Genomic DNA, 15,440 nt, shown 5'->3' on the forward strand with positions numbered 1-15,440 from the left:
GTTGTATCACCGTACCGGAACTGGATACAAGGTGTATCAGCGCTACGGTGAACGCGTGGTGGACGTTGCGAAGTGGGTCGACTCGACAGTGCGGCGCCGCTCGGCGAAAGAAGCGCTCGAGGACGACTCACGGCGCTCGCGAGTGGTGCTCGCGGCGGTCGAGGCGATCGAGGCGATCGGCCCCACCGTCGGGATGTCACGGATCGCCGAACGGGCCGGTCTCCCGCGGCCCAACGTCTACCGGCACTTCGCCAGCAAGGATCAGCTCGACGCCGAGGTGACCCGGTTCGCCGCGAACGAGCTGCTGCGCCGCGTACGCCCCAACCTGGCTCGCACCGGAACTCCCCGCGAGGTGATCGGCGGCGTCATCGGGGCGTGCGTCGACTGGGCGGCCGAGCACCCCAACCTCTACCGCTTCGTCGCGGCCCAGCAGCAGACCAAGGCGCTGCACCGCGCCCGGATGGGGCGCACCCGGTTCCTCAACGAGCTCGTCGAGGCGATGCGCGGCTACCTGAGCGAGTCCGAGCTCAGCGGCGAGCCGCCCGACGGCGTCCTCGCCGGGCTGATGGGGATGGTCGACGCCAGCATCATCTGGTGGCTCGACCACGAGGACGAGACCCGCGACGAGGTGGTCGAACGGCTCACCCGGCAGGTCGCCGGGATCCTCTTCGACCTGCTCGCCCAGCTCGGGCTCGAGATACCCGAGGACATGGTGTTCACCCCGCGGGCATGATGGTGGCGACCGCCTTCACATGAAGAAGCAACGAGGAGCAGCGATGCCGAACACCGACAACAGGTCCGCGAACATCGGCGTGGTGGGCCTGGCCGTGATGGGGTCCAACCTGGCCCGCAACCTCGCCTCTCGCGAGGGCAACACGGTGGCGGTCTACAACCGCACCTACGCCCGGACCGAGGAGCTCATCACCGAGCACCCGGAGGCCGGCTTCCTCGCCTCCGAGACGATCGACGACTTCGTCGCGACACTGTCCAAGCCGCGTACGGCGATCATCATGGTCCAGGCGGGCAAGGGCACCGACGCGGTGATCGAGCAGCTGGCCGAGCGGTTCGAGCCGGGCGACATCATCGTCGACGGCGGCAACGCCAACTTCAACGACACCATCCGCCGCGAGCGCGAGCTGCGGGAACGCGACCTGAACTTCGTTGGCACCGGCATCTCCGGCGGAGAGGAGGGTGCGCTCAACGGCCCCTCGATCATGCCCGGCGGCTCGGCCGAGGCCTGGGAGACGCTGGGCCCGATCCTGAAGTCGATCGCCGCGGTGGCCGAGGGCGAGCCGTGCGTGACCCACATCGGCACCGACGGCGCCGGCCACTTCGTGAAGATGGTCCACAACGGCATCGAGTACGCCGACATGCAGCTGATCGCGGAGGCCTACGACCTCCTCCGGCGGGTCGGCGGGCTCTCGGTGGAGCAGCTCGTGGACATCTTCAGGGACTGGAACACCGGCGACCTGGAGTCCTACCTGATCGAGATCTCCGCAGAGGTGCTCGCCCAGAAGGACGCCGAGACCGGGGCCCCGTTGGTCGACGTCATCCTCGACCAGGCCGGCTCGAAGGGCACCGGCGTCTGGACGGTGCAGAACGCGCTCGGCCTCGGCATCCCGGTCTCCGGCATCGGTGAGGCCGTCTTCGCCCGGGCGGTCTCCTCCAAGCCGGCCCAGCGCGGCGCGATGCGGGCCTCCGTCACCTCGCGTCCGAAGACGCCGGAGGTCCCCGACACGTTCGTCGATGACGTACGCGCTGCTCTCTACGCCTCGAAGGTGGTCGCCTACGCACAGGGGTTCGACCTGATCGTGGCCGGGGCGAAGGAGTACGGCTGGGACATCGACCTCGGCGCGCTCGCCAAGATCTGGCGGGCCGGCTGCATCATCCGGGCCCGCTTCCTCAACCGGATCGTGGATGCGTACGCCACCAAGCCCGACCTGGAGACCCTGCTGGTCGACCCCTACTTCGCCGACGCGGTCGCGTCCGGCGAGGAGGCGTGGCGACGCGTCGTCGGGATCGCAGCGGCCTCCGGCGTACCGGCTCCCGGGTTCTCCTCGGCACTCGCCTACTTCGACTCGCTCGCAGCCGACCGGCTCCCGGCCGCGCTCATCCAGGGCCAGCGGGACTTCTTCGGCGCCCACACCTACCAGCGCATCGACAAGGACGGGACCTTCCACACGCTGTGGTCCGACGACCGCACCGAGATCGCGACGACGCCCTCGACCCACTGACTCCGGAGCCCAGGAGATACCGAACTTGGGGCTGTCGGCGCAGCGAACGGCGGTCCTAGCCTGAAGCATGGGGTTCGACGTCGTCGCGGAGAGGTACGCCCGGTTCATGGGCCGCTACGCCGAGCCCCTCACCCCACACTTCGCCGACTTCGCCCGGGTCAGCATGGGCCAGCGCGTGCTCGACGTCGGCTGCGGGCCGGGCACCCTCACCCGCCACCTCGTGACCCTCACCGAGGCGCACCTGGTGGCCGCGATCGACCCGTCACCGCCGTTCATCGAGGCGGTCGCCCGACAGCTGGCCAGGGTGGATGTGCACACCGGCGTGGCCGAGGCGCTCCCATTCGACGACGGCTGGTTCGACGTCTCCCTGGCTCAGCTGGTCGTGCACTTCATGTCCGACCCGGCGGCGGGCATCGCGGAGATGATCCGGGTCACCCGGCCCGGCGGCACCGTCGCGGCGTGCGTCTGGGACGCCGACACCGGTGCCGTCTCGCCGTTCTGGTCGTGCGTGCATGAGATCGACCCGGAGGCCGAGGACGAAGCGCTCCTCGCCGGCGCCCGCATCGGTGATCTCGAGAACCTGTTCAAGAAGGCCGGTCTCCGCAAGGTCGAGCCCAGCGGTCTCGCCGTCCGGGTCACCCATCCCACGTTCGAGGACTGGTGGGACCCCTACACCTTCGGCGTCGGGCCGGCAGGCGACTACGTGCAGTCCCTCGACGATTCCGGCCGGGCGGCGCTCGAGGAGGTCGCCCGGCGTCGGCTCGGCAAGGGTCCGTTCACCGTCACCGCCACAGCCTGGGCGGCCCGCGGCACCGTCGCGTAGAAGCGGCCGTCCAGCGTCGGCCACGACCAGCCTGGCAATTTGCATCGGCCCCCTATCGTCTTTATGGTTGTAAAAGTCAACCAATCACGAGGGGGCGACGATGGAGCAGGCAACCTACCGCGACCTGATGCATCGACTCAGCGAGGTCGGGGCCGTCAAGAAAGGCCTCGCTCGCAACCTCCCGCCCGCGCTGCCGGCCGGCTCTGCGGGCGTGCTGGGGCTCCTGAGCCAGCACGGCGAGATGACCATCAGCGAGCTCACCGATCTGCTCGCCGTCGACATCTCGGTGACGAGCCGCCACGTCTCGTACCTCGCCGACCAGGGCTGGCTCGAGCGCTCCCCCAACCCGGCAGACGGGCGATCGCGCCTGCTGTGCCTCACCGCCTCCGGGCGGGACCTGCTCGCCGGGTTCTCCGACCACATCACCGAGCTGCTCTCCGAGCGGCTCAGCGACTGGAGCGACGACGAGGTGCATGAGCTGATCCGGCTCATGGCCAAGCTCCACGACAGCCTCGTCTGCCCAGCGCACACGCTCACCCACGTACGCAGCTAAGGCTCTGCTCATCTCAGAAGGGAAGTCCATGGCAACGACGACAGCCGAACGGACTCACGCCGGTCCGCCCGGAGGCTCGTCCGACGGGTCGCCCAAGACCCTGCACGGTCAGATGTCTCACCGCGAGATCATGGAGGCGCTCTCGGGCCTGCTGCTCGGCATGTTCGTGGCGATGATCTCCTCCACGATCGTCTCCAACGCTCTGCCCGAGATCATCGCCGACATCGGCGGCGGGCAGTCGGCCTACACCTGGGTGGTCACCTCCACCCTGCTCACCATGACGGCCACGACCCCGCTGTGGGGCAAGATGGCCGACCTGTTCAGCAAGAAGCTGCTGATGCAGATCGCGCTGGTCCTCTTCGTGGCGGCCTCGGCCGTCGCCGGCCTGGCCCAGAACCCGGAGCAGCTGATCGCCGCCCGGGCGATCCAGGGCATCGGCATGGGCGGCCTGACCGCTCTGGCCCAGATCATCATGGCGGCGATGATCTCCCCGCGCGAGCGCGGTCGCTACTCGGGCTACCTCGGCGCCGTCTTCGCGGTCGCCACCGTCGGCGGCCCGCTGCTCGGCGGCGTCATCACCGACGCCGACTCGCTCGGCTGGCGCTGGTGCTTCTACGTCGGCATCCCGTTCGCGATCGTCGCCTTCATCGTGCTGCAGAAGACCCTGCACCTCCCCGTCGTCAAGCGCGAGGGCGTCAAGGTCGACTGGGCCGGCGCGTTCTTCATGGCGGCCGGCGTCTGCCTGCTGCTCGTCTGGGTCACCTTCGCCGGTGACAAGTACGACTGGGCCTCCTGGGAGACCGCCGCCATGGTCGGCGGCTCGGTGGCGCTCCTGCTGATCTTCGGCTTCGTCGAGTCGAGGGCCGCGGAGCCGATCGTCCCGTTGCGACTGTTCCGCAACCGGACGATCACGCTCTCCTCGCTCGCCTCGCTCTTCGTCGGTGTGGCGATGTTCGCCGGGACGATCTTCTTCAGCCAGTACTTCCAGCTGGCCCGCGACAAGTCGCCGACGATGGCCGGCGTGATGACGATCCCGATGATCGCCGGACTGTTCCTCTCCTCCACCATCTCCGGGCAGGTCATCACCCGCACCGGGAAGTGGAAGGCCTGGCTCGTGGTCGGCGCCACGCTGATCGTCGGCGGGCTCGGCATGCTCGGCACGATCCGGTACGACACCGAGTACTGGCACGTCGCCATCTTCATGGCCGTCCTCGGCCTGGGTGTCGGCATGACGATGCAGAACCTGGTCCTCTCCACACAGAACCAGGTCGCACCCGCCGACCTCGGCGCCGCCAGCTCCATGGTGACCTTCTTCCGCAGCCTCGGCGGCGCGATGGGCGTCTCGGCGCTCGGCGCCCTGATGGCCAACCGTGTCGGCGACTACGTCAAGGACGGTCTGGCCGACCTCGGTCCGAAGTACGCCGCGATGGCCCAGGCCACCTCGGGCGAGATCCCCGACATGGACAAGGTCCCGGAGCCGTTGCGGACCGTGCTCGAGAGCGCCTACGGCCACGGCATCGCCGACATCTTCCTGGTCGCCGCGGCGGCAGCAGTGGTCGCGCTCGTGTTCGTCGTGTTCATCAAGGAGGTGCCGTTGAAGACCAAGGGCGGGATCGCCCAGGCTGCCGAGGACGCGGCCGACGTCGACGGGCCCGCGGCTGTCGCCGAGGCCGTCGCTGGGGTGCCCGAGCAGCACCCTGCTGCCGACTCCGCCCCGACGGCCAACGGGATCCCGCTGCACGGGTTCGTCCGTGGCGCCGGCAGCGTCCCGGTACCGCACGCCGCCGTCACGCTGATCTCGCTGTCCGGGCGTCAGCTCGGCCGATCGGTAGCCCACGCCGACGGTTCCTACGCGGTCGACGCACCGAGCTCGGGGACGTACGTCCTGATCGCTTCGGCCGACGGCTTCCAGCCGCAGGCATCGACGGTGGTCGTGGGCGGTGAGCCGGTGGCGTACGACCTTCTGCTCAGCGGAACCACGGGACTCAAGGGCATCGTGCGCAGCGGCGAGGACGGCGCGCCGATCCAGGGCGCGATGGTGATCGTGACAGACGTTCGCGGGGACCTGCTCTCCACCGGAACCACCGTCGCCGACGGCACGTTCTTCGTCGACGAGCTGGTTCCGGGACCGGCCACGGTGGCGGTCAACGCCGAGGGCTACCGGCCGCACGCCGTGCCGATCGAGATCGGCGCGACCGGGGTCACCCGGGTCGAGGTGGGGCTGGTGACGGGTGCCCGACTGACCGGTGTCGTCAAGGCCGCCTTCGGCCCTCTCGGGGACGCCCGGGTGACGCTGGTCGACGCGGCCGGCAACGTGGTCGGGACCGCGACGACGGGCGAGGACGGGGCGTACGCGTTCGCCGATCTCGACGGCGGGGACTACACGGTCCTGGCGACCAGCTACCCGCCGGCGGCCAGCGCGGTGAGCCTCACCGGTCCCGGTGTCGACGGCCACGAGATCGTCCTCTCCCACCCCGAGGACTGATCCGCGATGGCACTGACCGCACGGATCCGCAACCGCGACGGCTGGGCCGTGGCACACGCGGTCGTCACCCTCACCGACACGGCCGGCGGTCAGGTGCTGCGCGCCAAGGCCGACGAGGACGGTGTCGTCACCGACGACACCGTCCTCGCCCCCGGGCCGTACGTCGCGATCGTCACCGCGATCGGGTGGTCCCCCACCGCGGCGACGGCCATCGTCACGGCCTCGGGGACGGCCGCGCTCGGCACGATCACGCTGTCCCGCCAGGGAGACACCTCGCTCCCGGCACCTGGTCCGTGGACGATCGATCCCGACCACTCCACCGTCGGGGCAGTCGCGCAGCACCTGGGCATCTCCAGCGTGCGCGGCCGGTTCACCGACTTCAGCGGGGTCGTCGAGATCGCCCCGGACCACCTGGAGAAGTCCCGCGTCGAGGCCGTCATCCGCGCAGCCTCGATCGACACCGGCAGCCGGATGCGCGACGATCATCTTCGCAGCGGCGACTTTCTCGACGTCGCGGCGTTCCCCGAGATCGTCTACCGCTCGACCGGGCTCACCCCGGCCGGATCAGACCGCTGGACCGTCCACGGGGACCTCTCGATGCACGGGCAGACCCGGTCCGTCGACCTCGACGTCACCTACCTCGGCACCGGCCCGGACGCCTGGGGCGGCACCCGCGCCGCCTTCCGCGCAAGCGCCCAGCTGCGCCGCGAGGACTTCGCGATGAGCTACAACCAGGCCGTCGCCGCCGGCATCGCGGCCATCGGTACGACCCTCAAGGTCGAGCTGGACATCCAGGCCGTCCAAGGCGACAGTCTCCCCACCTGAGCCGAGACGTCACGTACGTCGGCCGAGACGTCACGTACGTCGGCCGAGACGTCAGTTGCGTCGGCCGAGACGTCAGTTGCGTCGGCCGAGACGTCAGTTGCGTCGGCCGAGTTGGCAATGCGATGCCAACTCGGCCGACGGGGGTGACGCTTCGGCAGGGTGATCATTGGCGGCCGACTGAGACTCTGCGAATATGAGTCCATGGAGCTGCGCCATCTTCGCTACTTCGTCGCGGTCGCCGAGGAGCGACACTTCGGCCGGGCGGCCGAGCGGCTCCACATGGCGCAGCCGCCGCTGTCGCAGCAGATCCGCCAGCTCGAGGCCGAGCTCGGGCTGACCCTGCTGAGCCGGACGACGCGCCGGGTCGACCTGACCCCTGCGGGTGCGGCGTACCTGGATAGGGCGCGGGAGATCCTCGGGGCCGTGGACGCTGCGGCTCACGAGGCCGCGAGCATCGCCTCGGGGCGGCGTGGGCGTCTGCTCATCGGGTGCGTCGGCTCGGCGACGTACTCGCTGCTCCCGGCCCTCGCCCGCACCTTGCGCGCCGAGCTTCCTGAGGTCGAGTTCGGCTTCCGGGGCGAGATGCTCTCACCGGACCAGGCCGCCGCACTCACCGACGGCACCCTCGACCTCGGCTTGCTCCGACCGCTCCCCCCGAACCTCTCCACCGGCCCCGGCCTCTCGATCACCCACCTACGCCGGGAGAGCCTGCTGGTGGCGATACCGAAGGAGCACCGGTTCGCCGGCCGTCGCCGCGTACGCATCGCCGACCTCGACGGCGAAGGCCTCGTCATCCACGCCGGCAGCGGCCGCTCGGCGATGAACGCGATGATCCAGGACCTCTTCGACGACGCCGGGATCCGCACCCACATCGCCCACGAGGTCGCCGAGACCTCCACTCTGGTCACCTTCGTCGCCGCCGGTCTCGGCGTCGCCATCGTCCCCGAGCCCACCGCTGCCCTCGCCGTCCCGGGTGTCGTCTACGTCCCCCTCACCGGCACCCCTGGCGTCGAGCTCGTCGCCGCCACCCGCGCCGGCGACGAGAGCCCACTCCTCACCCGCGCGCTCGCCATCCTGGCCGAGTCGGCGCGAACTGACGAGAAATGACGCCGAGTCGGCTCGTCATGACGAGCCGACTCGGCAAGGATTTCGGTCAGAACGAGCCGACTCGGCGCGGAGGGGGTCAGCGGCAACGGAGGGTCTGCGACGGGGCAACGCCGTAAGCCTGGCGGTAGGCGGCGGCGAAGCGGCCGAGGTGGGTGAAGCCCCAGCGGTAGGCGACCTCGGCGACGGTGTCGCCACGGCTGGCGAGGAGGTCGGCGTGGACCCGTTCGAGGCGGATCTCCTGTAGCTTCTGGGTCGGGGTGCGGCCGAGGTAGCGCTGGAAGCCCTGCTGGAGGCGGCGGATGCCGACGTCGGCCTCGCGGGCGAGATCGGAGACGGCCCACTCCCTGGCCGGGTCGGCCTCTATGGCCTCGACGACGCGGGACACGATCCGGGGCTGGACGGAGCCGACGGCCGGCTCCTCGGGGAAGCAGGCGGCGACGAAGGCCGCGGTCAGCGTGCCCGCCAATCGGCGGCGTACCCGCTCGTCGCCCACCAGGGCCGGGTTGCGCATCGTCTCGGTGCCGAGCGAGCCGAGCAGACCGATCCAAGCCCGGGCGCCGTCGGCACGCAGGTCGAGCTGGGCGGGCAGCCGGTCGGTGTGCAGGCCGACCAGGGCCGCCACCTCCTCGACCAGGTAGTCACGGTCGACCCGCATCCCGACGATGGAGCAGTCGGCCGACCAGCGGGTCATCTTGGTCTGCCGGTCGGGAGGGCACACCGTCGCCTGGCCGTCGAGGGAGAGCACGTGGGCACCACCGACGTTGGCCTCGAGCACACCGCTGCGCGGGACGTTGACCGCCCAGGCACCTGGATGCTCCGACTCCACCGAGACCTCCGCGCCCCAGCCGATCCGGGTCAGCCGGACGGGGCCGAGGTCGACCGCACGCAGCTCCGCCGGCCGCGCGGGCCGGCCGCGCATGATCAGGGCATGCGGGAAGTACGCCCGGGCGACCTCGTCAGAGAAGCTCTCCATGTCGCCGGACGAGCCGGATGATGCGGTGAGAGTGCTGGTCACGCCCATCTGTCACCCCCTAGTGACGTCCTTCACATTAACAGCGCATCCACCCCTCGCCGAGGGCGTCCGGAAACCCGGTGCGCAATCCGGATAGCCCGTTCGCCCAGCGGATCGCCGCCCTCGTGATCCGGATCTAGCGTCGCCTCCAACGTGACCGCCGCCACACATGCGCGGCCCCGACGGAGGAGGAGCTCCATGGACCCACGCACCCTGCGGTCGACCTTCGGCCGCTTCGCGACCGGCGTCACCGTGATCACCTGCAGCACCCCTGACGGCGCCCACCACGGCGCCACGGTCACGGCCTTCACCCCGATCTCGCTCGACCCGCCGCTGGTGCAGGTCGCTCTGACGCGTACGTCCAAGGCGGCCGCCTATCTCGAGGGCGAGGCCTTCGCGGTCAACGTCCTCGCCGCCGACCAGAGCGATGTCGCCATGCACTTCGCCGGCCGCCCCTGCAGCGACCCGCTCCCCTGGCGCGAGGGCGCGACGGCGCCGCGGCTGGGCGGGACGGCCGCGACGCTGGTGTGCCGGCCGTGGCGTACCAACGACGGCGGGGACCACCTGCTGTTCCTCGGGGAGGTCGTCGAGGTGATCACCACCGACCGCAAGCCACTGCTCTTCCACGACAGCGCCTTCCACCACATCGGAAATCCGTCCTCCGAGGTCGTCTGGCTCGGCTGCCAGGACGACCCGAACACCGGCTGGTTCGACGCGACCACGTCGTTCACCGCCATCGAAGTCCCCGCAATCCCGCGATCCACCCACTACTGATCCGACCGAGATCCGATCCAAGGAGAAGACCATGACCGACACCCTCGCCCCGGAGACACAGCCCAACGGGTCGCCGACCGTCAATCCGGCGGCCGGCTCGCCCGCCAACCAGCAGACCAACTTCGCCTCCCGCCCGATGACCGGCGACGAGTACATCGAGAGCCTGCGCGATGGCCGCGAGATCTACCTGCACGGCGAGCGGGTCGAGGACGTCACCACGCACCCGGCCTTCCGCAACCCGGTGCGGATGACCGCGCGCCTCTACGACGCGCTCCACACCGGTCCGCACGTCGACGAGCTCACCGTCCCGACCGACACCGGCAACGGCGGCATCACGATGCCGTTCTTCAAGACGCCGACGTCCTCGGCCGACCTGCTCAAGGAGCGCGACGCGATCGCACGCTGGGCCCGGATGACGTACGGCTGGATGGGCCGCTCCCCCGACTACAAGGCCAGCTTCCTCGGCACCCTGCACGCCAACAAGGAGCTGTACGCCCCGTTCCAGGACAACGCCGAGCGCTGGTACCGCGAGTCCCAGGAGAAGGTTCTCTACTGGAACCACGCGATCATCAACCCGCCGGTCGACCGCCAGCTGCCGCCGGACGAGGTCGGCGACGTCTACATGAAGGTCGAGAAGGAGACCGACGCCGGCCTGATCGTCTCCGGCGCCAAGGTCGTCGCGACGGGCTCAGCGATCACCAACTACAACTTCATCGCCCACTACGGCCTGCCGATCCGCAAGAAGCAGTTCGCGCTGATCTGCACCGTCCCGATGGACTCCCCCGGCATCAAGCTGATCTGCCGCTCCTCCTACACCGAGCAGGCTGCGCAGAACGGCGAGCCGTTCGACTACCCGCTGTCGAGCCGGATGGACGAGAACGACACCATCTTCATCTTCGACAAGGTGCTCGTGCCCTGGGAGAACGTCTTCATGTACGGCGACGTGGAGCGGATCAACTCGTTCTTCCCGCAGTCGGGGTTCCTGCCGCGGTTCACCTTCCAGGGCTGCACACGCCTGGCCGTCAAGCTCGACTTCATCGCCGGCCTGCTGATGAAGGCGCTCGACGCCACCGGCTCGGGCGGCTTCCGCGGCGTACAGACCCGGGTGGGTGAGGTGATCGGCTGGCGCAACCTGTTCTGGTCGCTCACCGAGTCGATGGCGCGCGACCCCGAGCCGTGGGTCGGCGACGCGGTCATCCCGAAGCTGGAGTACGGCCTGACGTACCGGATGTTCATGATCCACGGCTATCCGCGGGTCAAGGAGATCATCGAGCAGGACGTCGCCTCCGGGCTGATCTACCTGCCCTCCGGCGCCGCCGACTTCAAGAGCCCCGAGGTGCGGCCGTACCTGGACAAGTACGTCCGCGGCTCCAACGGCATCACCGCCGTTGACCGGGTCAAGGTCATGAAGGCCCTGTGGGACTCGATCGGCTCCGAGTTCGGCGGCCGTCACGAGCTCTACGAGCGCAACTACTCCGGCAACCACGAGAACGTGAAGGCCGAGCTCCTCTTCGCCGCCCAGAACCGCGGCGGGGCGGACGCCATGAGGGGCCTCGCGGATGAGTTCCTGGCGGAGTACGACCTCGACGGCTGGACCGTGCCCGACCTGTTCTGACCGGCTCCATCTCGCTGAGGACGGCGCCTTCGGCCGGGCGCCGTCCTCAGCGCAGCACGAACCAGAGGCCCACGACGGCGGGCACGATCCCGAGGATCAGCCACGGCGTGAACGGGCTGCGGCGGTGGATGAGGAAGCCTCCGGCCAGGCCGAGCACCCCGAAGGCCGCCGCGATGATGCACAGCCCGATCCGCGAGCTCTGGTAGACCGGGTCGATCGCCACGGCGCCGAGGGCCATCCCCACCGCCAGATGGGCGACGGTGAACACGACGAGCACGGAAGCGACCCACTGCTGAACGTGAGTGAGCGACTTGTCGTTGACCGGCCGGATGGGGTTGTCCGGGTCCATCAGGTGGCGTGGTCGTCGCGGTTGCTCGTTCACGTTCCCATCCTCGCAGACAGATTGTTTGCACACAAACTGTTGGTACGATAACCAACATGTCGATGAAGAAGGATCCGCTCGCGGAGATCGAGAACCCGCTGGCCCTCGATCAGCAGGTCTGCTTCGGCCTGGCCGTCGCCGCACGCAGCGTCATCGGCCTCTACCGCCCTCTACTCGAGCCGCTGGGCCTGACCCATCCGCAGTATCTGGTCATGCTGGCCCTCTGGGAGGAGGAGCCGCTCCGCGTCTCCGAGCTGGGCCGCAAGGTGCAGCTCGACCCCGGCACTCTCTCTCCGCTGCTCAAGCGCCTCGAAGCCCAGGGCTACGTACGCCGCGAGCGCAACAAGTCCGACGAGCGCTCGCTCGCCGTCGTCCTGACCAATCAGGGGCGCGCGCTGCGCGATGACGCCGAGAAGATCCCGCCCGCAATCGTCGAACGTCTCGACATGAACGTCGACGACCTCATGGAGCTGCACCGGCGACTGCTGGAGGTCATCGCCGCAGCGACCCGTGAACCAGCCAAAGAGGCATAGGTCACCTATACAAATCGGAAGAGAGCACCCTCCCGTCAGCGTTACTTGAATGTTGGATCAAGTAACGCCCGGACTCTGGCCCGGACAGATACGAGGAGGAAGACATGACGTTCGAGAACAAGGTCGCCCTGGTGACCGGTGGCGGCAGCGGACTCGGGGAGGCGATCGCGAAGGAGCTCGCCGGACTGGGTGCGAAGGTCGTGATCACCGACATCAACCTCGACTCGGCGACCCGGGTCGCCGAGGAGATCAAGGCCGGCGGCGGCGAGGCGAGCGCGCTGCGAGCCGACACCTCGAAGGCCGAGGACGCTGAGCGTTCGGTCGCGTTCGCCGTCGAGACGTACGGAAAGCTCAACTACGCCGTCAACAACGCCGGCATCGGCGGCGCACCGGCACCCGTCGGCGAGCTGGACACCAGCGACTGGGACCGCGTCGTCGGCATCAACCTCTCCGGGGTCGCGTACGGCCTGCGCTACCAGATCCCGGAGCTGATCAAGGCCGGCGCAGGCGAGTCCGCCATCGTGAACATGGCCTCGATCCACGGCGAGGTGGCCGCCCTGGGCAACGCCGCCTACACCGCGACCAAGCACGCGGTCGTCGGCCTCACCAAGAACGCCGCCGCCGAGTACGGTCCGGCCGGACTGCGGATCAACGCCGTCGGCCCCGGTTACATCGACACCCCGCTGGTCCAGGCGACGGCCGACGACAGCGCTCGCGAGGCCCTCGCCGCCAAGCACCCGCTGGGCCGCCTCGGCCGCCCCGAGGAGATCGCCACGGTCGTCCGATTCCTGCTCTCCGAGGACGCCTCGTTCGTCACCGGTGCGTACTGGCTGATCGACGGCGGCTACACGACCGTCTGATTCTGTCGCCCCACCCTCAACGCGGGGCCAGCGTGCCGGCGAGCGAGTCGAGGACGCCGGGGACGATGGAGAAGTAGGCCCACCGGCCGCGCTGCTCGCGGGCGACGAGGCCTGCCTCTACCAGCAGCTTCATGTGATGAGAGACCGTCGGCTGCGACAGCCCGACCGGCTCGGTGAGGTCGCAGACGCACGCCTCCCGGCCCTCGGACGCCGCGATGATCGAGAGCAGCTTGACCCGGTTGGGGTCGCCGAGCGCCTTGAACATCCGGGCCAGCACCTCGGCCTGGCCGTCATCGAGAACACCCGCGGTCACCGGCGAGCAGCACACGACAGCGTGGGACGGGAGCACGGGAAGAGCGGTCATGAGGACGAGTCTAGCGAACGATATTGACGAACGTCGATACGTCGCCTAGTGTCGCCGTCATATCGACGTTCTTGAATCTGAGGAGCATCATGACCGACCTTCCCGTTGCCGTCATCGGCGCCGGCCCCCAGGGCCTCGCGGCCGCTGCCCATCTCCTCGAGCGCGGCTTGACCCCGCTCGTGCTCGAGCAGGGCAGCGAGCCTGCCGCAGCCGTCGCCGAGTGGGGCCACGTACGCCTCTTCTCCGCCTGGCCCGAGCTCATCGACAAGGCCGCCGCCCGGCTTCTCGAGCCGACCGGCTGGGAGGCTCCTGCGAAGGGCTACCCCACCGGAGCGCAGTGGCGGGAGCGCTACCTCGTCCCGCTGGCCGACGCTCTCGGCGACCACATCCGCTACAGCGCCACGGTCACCGGCGTCTCCCGCAAGGGCCGTGACCGCCTGGTCGACGCGGGCCGCGCCGAGCAGCCGTTCGTGCTTCATGTGACCGCCGCGGACGGCACCGAGGAACGCCTCGAGGCACGGGCCGTCATCGACGCCTCCGGCACCTGGCGCCGGCCCAACCCGGCCGGCGCCGACGGGCTCCCGGCTCTTGGGGAGCGGGCGGCACACGCCGCGGGCGCGCTCGGTTACGCGGTCCCGGACCGCGCCAACCCCGCGGCGTACGCAGGCCGGCACACGGTCGTGATCGGCGCCGGCGACTCCGCGTTCAACGCCGTCAACGAGCTCACCGCCATCGCCAAGGACAACCCCGGGACCAGGATCACCTGGGCGATCCGCCGCGCGGTCTCCACGAACACCTTCGGTGGCGGCGAGGCCGACGAGCTCCCGGAGCGGGGCGCCCTCGGCGTACGAGCCAGGAAGGCCGTCAATGACGGGTCGGTCGAGCTGGTGACCGGGTTCCGCACGGAGCGCGTCGACGGCGCGACCGTCACTGCCGAGGACGGCCGCAGCATCGAGGCCGACCAGGTCGTGGTCCTGACCGGCTACCGTCCCGACCTGGGCTTCCTGAGCGAGATGCGCCTCGACCTCGACCCGACGCTCGAGGCGCCGCGCAACATCGCGGTCCAGATCGACCCCAACCTGCACTCCTGCGGCTCGGTCAGCGCGACCGGCGCCAAGGACCTCGCCCAGCCCGAGCCCGACCTCTACCTGGTCGGCATGAAGTCCTACGGCCGCGCGCCGACGTTCCTGGCGATGACCGGCTACGAGCAGGTACGCAGCGTGGTGGCCGAGCTCGCCGGCGACCACGACGCGGCCGCCCGGGTCGAGCTGGAGCTCCCGGACACCGGGGTCTGCGGCGGGGCCGGCGTCTTCGACGACCCGGAGAGCACGACGAGCGGCGGCTGCTGCGGGACCCCCGCACCGAGCGAGGAGATCTTCACGATCAGCCGGACGCCGATCACGCTCTCGTGATCGAGCGGGCGGGGGTCACGCCGAGCTCGTCGAGCAGTGTGAGCACGCGCTGCTCGATCTCGTCGCGGATGCCGCGTACGTGCTCGATGCCCCCGCCCTTGGGATCGGTGACCTTCCAGTCCTCGTAGCGCTTCCCGGGGTAGAACGGGCAGGCGTCGCCGCAGCCCATGGTGATGACCGCGTCGGCGCTCCGGACGATCTCGTCCGTCCAGGGCTTCGGGAACTCTCCGGAGATGTCGATCCCGAGCTCGGCCATGGCCTCGACGGCGACCGGGTTGATGGCTGCGGCCGGCGCAGAGCCCCCGGACCAGCCGATCGCCTGGTCGCCGGCGTAGTGGGCGAAGAAGCCGAGCGCCATCTGCGAGCGGCCGGCGTTCTCGACGCAGAGGAACAGGACGGCCGGCTTGGCGTCGGTCGGTGATCCGTCAGTGCTCATCGGATGGTTCTCCTCGGGTGGGGTG

Annotated in this window: 16 protein-coding genes; 12 read left to right on the plus strand and 4 right to left on the minus strand. The window is 69.7% G+C overall.

Annotated elements, in window-relative coordinates; genetic code table 11:
* The first annotated feature begins 55 nt into the window (after positions 1 to 55).
* The 7 genes from IEY84_RS07395 (at position 56) to IEY84_RS07425 (ending at position 8,027) form a co-directional block, all read left to right on the plus strand.
* Positions 56 to 733, plus strand: a complete 678-nt coding sequence (locus IEY84_RS07395; RefSeq protein WP_183543842.1) for a TetR/AcrR family transcriptional regulator — start codon at positions 56 to 58, stop codon at positions 731 to 733.
* Positions 734 to 776: 43 nt separating this feature from the next.
* On the plus strand, positions 777 to 2,234 hold the full coding sequence (gene gnd / locus IEY84_RS07400) for an NADP-dependent phosphogluconate dehydrogenase (RefSeq protein WP_183543844.1): 1,458 nt from the start codon (positions 777 to 779) through the stop codon (positions 2,232 to 2,234).
* A 67-nt stretch (positions 2,235 to 2,301) separates the two neighbouring features.
* On the plus strand, positions 2,302 to 3,057 hold the full coding sequence (locus IEY84_RS07405; protein ID WP_183543846.1) for a class I SAM-dependent methyltransferase: 756 nt from the start codon (positions 2,302 to 2,304) through the stop codon (positions 3,055 to 3,057).
* Positions 3,058 to 3,157: 100 nt separating this feature from the next.
* The gene (locus IEY84_RS07410; protein WP_183543847.1) at positions 3,158 to 3,610 is read left to right on the plus strand and encodes a MarR family winged helix-turn-helix transcriptional regulator; all 453 of its coding nucleotides are present in this window, start codon (positions 3,158 to 3,160) and stop codon (positions 3,608 to 3,610) included.
* A 28-nt stretch (positions 3,611 to 3,638) separates the two neighbouring features.
* The gene (locus IEY84_RS07415) at positions 3,639 to 6,095 is read left to right on the plus strand and encodes an MFS transporter (protein ID WP_183543848.1); all 2,457 of its coding nucleotides are present in this window, start codon (positions 3,639 to 3,641) and stop codon (positions 6,093 to 6,095) included.
* A 6-nt stretch (positions 6,096 to 6,101) separates the two neighbouring features.
* Complete coding sequence (locus IEY84_RS07420) at positions 6,102 to 6,920, plus strand: YceI family protein (RefSeq protein ID WP_183543849.1); 819 nt, start codon at positions 6,102 to 6,104, stop codon at positions 6,918 to 6,920.
* A gap of 201 nt (positions 6,921 to 7,121) precedes the next feature.
* Positions 7,122 to 8,027, plus strand: coding sequence for a LysR substrate-binding domain-containing protein (locus IEY84_RS07425; RefSeq protein WP_183543850.1), 906 nt, complete (start codon positions 7,122 to 7,124; stop codon positions 8,025 to 8,027).
* Positions 8,028 to 8,103: 76 nt separating this feature from the next.
* On the opposite strand, the gene IEY84_RS07430 is transcribed toward IEY84_RS07425, so the two are convergent.
* Entirely contained in the window at positions 8,104 to 9,048 is a 945-nt protein-coding gene (locus tag IEY84_RS07430; RefSeq protein ID WP_183543851.1) for an AraC family transcriptional regulator, read from the minus strand.
* A gap of 189 nt (positions 9,049 to 9,237) precedes the next feature.
* Between IEY84_RS07430 and IEY84_RS07435 the strand changes: the two genes are divergently transcribed.
* Together IEY84_RS07435 and IEY84_RS07440 are read left to right on the plus strand one after the other, a co-directional pair.
* On the plus strand, positions 9,238 to 9,813 hold the full coding sequence (locus tag IEY84_RS07435) for a flavin reductase family protein (RefSeq protein ID WP_183543852.1): 576 nt from the start codon (positions 9,238 to 9,240) through the stop codon (positions 9,811 to 9,813).
* 31 nt (positions 9,814 to 9,844) lie between these two features.
* Positions 9,845 to 11,428: a 4-hydroxyphenylacetate 3-hydroxylase family protein gene (locus IEY84_RS07440; RefSeq protein WP_183543854.1), complete on the plus strand. Its 1,584-nt coding sequence runs from the start codon at positions 9,845 to 9,847 to the stop codon at positions 11,426 to 11,428.
* A 46-nt stretch (positions 11,429 to 11,474) separates the two neighbouring features.
* Here IEY84_RS07440 and IEY84_RS07445 read toward each other — a convergent pair whose 3' ends face one another.
* On the minus strand, positions 11,475 to 11,810 hold the full coding sequence (locus tag IEY84_RS07445) for a hypothetical protein (RefSeq protein WP_183543856.1): 336 nt from the start codon (positions 11,808 to 11,810) through the stop codon (positions 11,475 to 11,477).
* 56 nt (positions 11,811 to 11,866) lie between these two features.
* Here IEY84_RS07445 and IEY84_RS07450 point away from each other — a divergent pair, with 56 nt between their 5' ends.
* Both IEY84_RS07450 and IEY84_RS07455 read left to right on the plus strand, forming a co-directional pair.
* Positions 11,867 to 12,343, plus strand: coding sequence for a MarR family winged helix-turn-helix transcriptional regulator (locus tag IEY84_RS07450; protein ID WP_183543858.1), 477 nt, complete (start codon positions 11,867 to 11,869; stop codon positions 12,341 to 12,343).
* A gap of 104 nt (positions 12,344 to 12,447) precedes the next feature.
* Positions 12,448 to 13,203, plus strand: a complete 756-nt coding sequence (locus IEY84_RS07455; RefSeq protein ID WP_183543860.1) for an SDR family NAD(P)-dependent oxidoreductase — start codon at positions 12,448 to 12,450, stop codon at positions 13,201 to 13,203.
* A 16-nt stretch (positions 13,204 to 13,219) separates the two neighbouring features.
* On the opposite strand, the gene IEY84_RS07460 is transcribed toward IEY84_RS07455, so the two are convergent.
* The gene (locus tag IEY84_RS07460) at positions 13,220 to 13,567 is read right to left on the minus strand and encodes an ArsR/SmtB family transcription factor (RefSeq protein ID WP_183543862.1); all 348 of its coding nucleotides are present in this window, start codon (positions 13,565 to 13,567) and stop codon (positions 13,220 to 13,222) included.
* 89 nt (positions 13,568 to 13,656) lie between these two features.
* Here IEY84_RS07460 and IEY84_RS07465 point away from each other — a divergent pair, with 89 nt between their 5' ends.
* Positions 13,657 to 14,979, plus strand: coding sequence for an NAD(P)-binding domain-containing protein (locus tag IEY84_RS07465; protein ID WP_183543864.1), 1,323 nt, complete (start codon positions 13,657 to 13,659; stop codon positions 14,977 to 14,979).
* On the opposite strand, the gene IEY84_RS07470 is transcribed toward IEY84_RS07465, so the two are convergent.
* Complete coding sequence (locus IEY84_RS07470; protein ID WP_183543866.1) at positions 14,966 to 15,415, minus strand: arsenate reductase ArsC; 450 nt, start codon at positions 15,413 to 15,415, stop codon at positions 14,966 to 14,968. The genes IEY84_RS07465 and IEY84_RS07470 overlap by 14 nt on opposite strands.
* Positions 15,416 to 15,440 lie beyond the last annotated feature (25 nt).

The organism is Nocardioides albus, assembly GCF_014648255.1.
Taxonomy (GTDB): domain Bacteria; phylum Actinomycetota; class Actinomycetes; order Propionibacteriales; family Nocardioidaceae; genus Nocardioides; species Nocardioides albus.

Excerpts from the sequence above, each read along its gene's own strand:
- IEY84_RS07450 (WP_183543858.1), top strand. The coding sequence starts at position 11,867 with ATGTCGATGAAGAAGGATCCGCTCGCGGAGATCGAGAACCCGCTGGCC.
- IEY84_RS07440 (WP_183543854.1), top strand. The coding sequence starts at position 9,845 with ATGACCGACACCCTCGCCCCGGAGACACAGCCCAACGGGTCGCCGACC.
- IEY84_RS07430 (WP_183543851.1), bottom strand. The coding sequence starts at position 9,048 with ATGGGCGTGACCAGCACTCTCACCGCATCATCCGGCTCGTCCGGCGAC.
- IEY84_RS07465 (WP_183543864.1), top strand. The coding sequence starts at position 13,657 with ATGACCGACCTTCCCGTTGCCGTCATCGGCGCCGGCCCCCAGGGCCTC.
- IEY84_RS07470 (WP_183543866.1), bottom strand. The coding sequence starts at position 15,415 with ATGAGCACTGACGGATCACCGACCGACGCCAAGCCGGCCGTCCTGTTC.
- IEY84_RS07405 (WP_183543846.1), top strand. The coding sequence starts at position 2,302 with ATGGGGTTCGACGTCGTCGCGGAGAGGTACGCCCGGTTCATGGGCCGC.
- IEY84_RS07425 (WP_183543850.1), top strand. The coding sequence starts at position 7,122 with ATGGAGCTGCGCCATCTTCGCTACTTCGTCGCGGTCGCCGAGGAGCGA.
- IEY84_RS07460 (WP_183543862.1), bottom strand. The coding sequence starts at position 13,567 with ATGACCGCTCTTCCCGTGCTCCCGTCCCACGCTGTCGTGTGCTGCTCG.
- IEY84_RS07410 (WP_183543847.1), top strand. The coding sequence starts at position 3,158 with ATGGAGCAGGCAACCTACCGCGACCTGATGCATCGACTCAGCGAGGTC.
- IEY84_RS07455 (WP_183543860.1), top strand. The coding sequence starts at position 12,448 with ATGACGTTCGAGAACAAGGTCGCCCTGGTGACCGGTGGCGGCAGCGGA.
- gnd (WP_183543844.1), top strand. The coding sequence starts at position 777 with ATGCCGAACACCGACAACAGGTCCGCGAACATCGGCGTGGTGGGCCTG.
- IEY84_RS07415 (WP_183543848.1), top strand. The coding sequence starts at position 3,639 with ATGGCAACGACGACAGCCGAACGGACTCACGCCGGTCCGCCCGGAGGC.
- IEY84_RS07420 (WP_183543849.1), top strand. The coding sequence starts at position 6,102 with ATGGCACTGACCGCACGGATCCGCAACCGCGACGGCTGGGCCGTGGCA.
- IEY84_RS07435 (WP_183543852.1), top strand. The coding sequence starts at position 9,238 with ATGGACCCACGCACCCTGCGGTCGACCTTCGGCCGCTTCGCGACCGGC.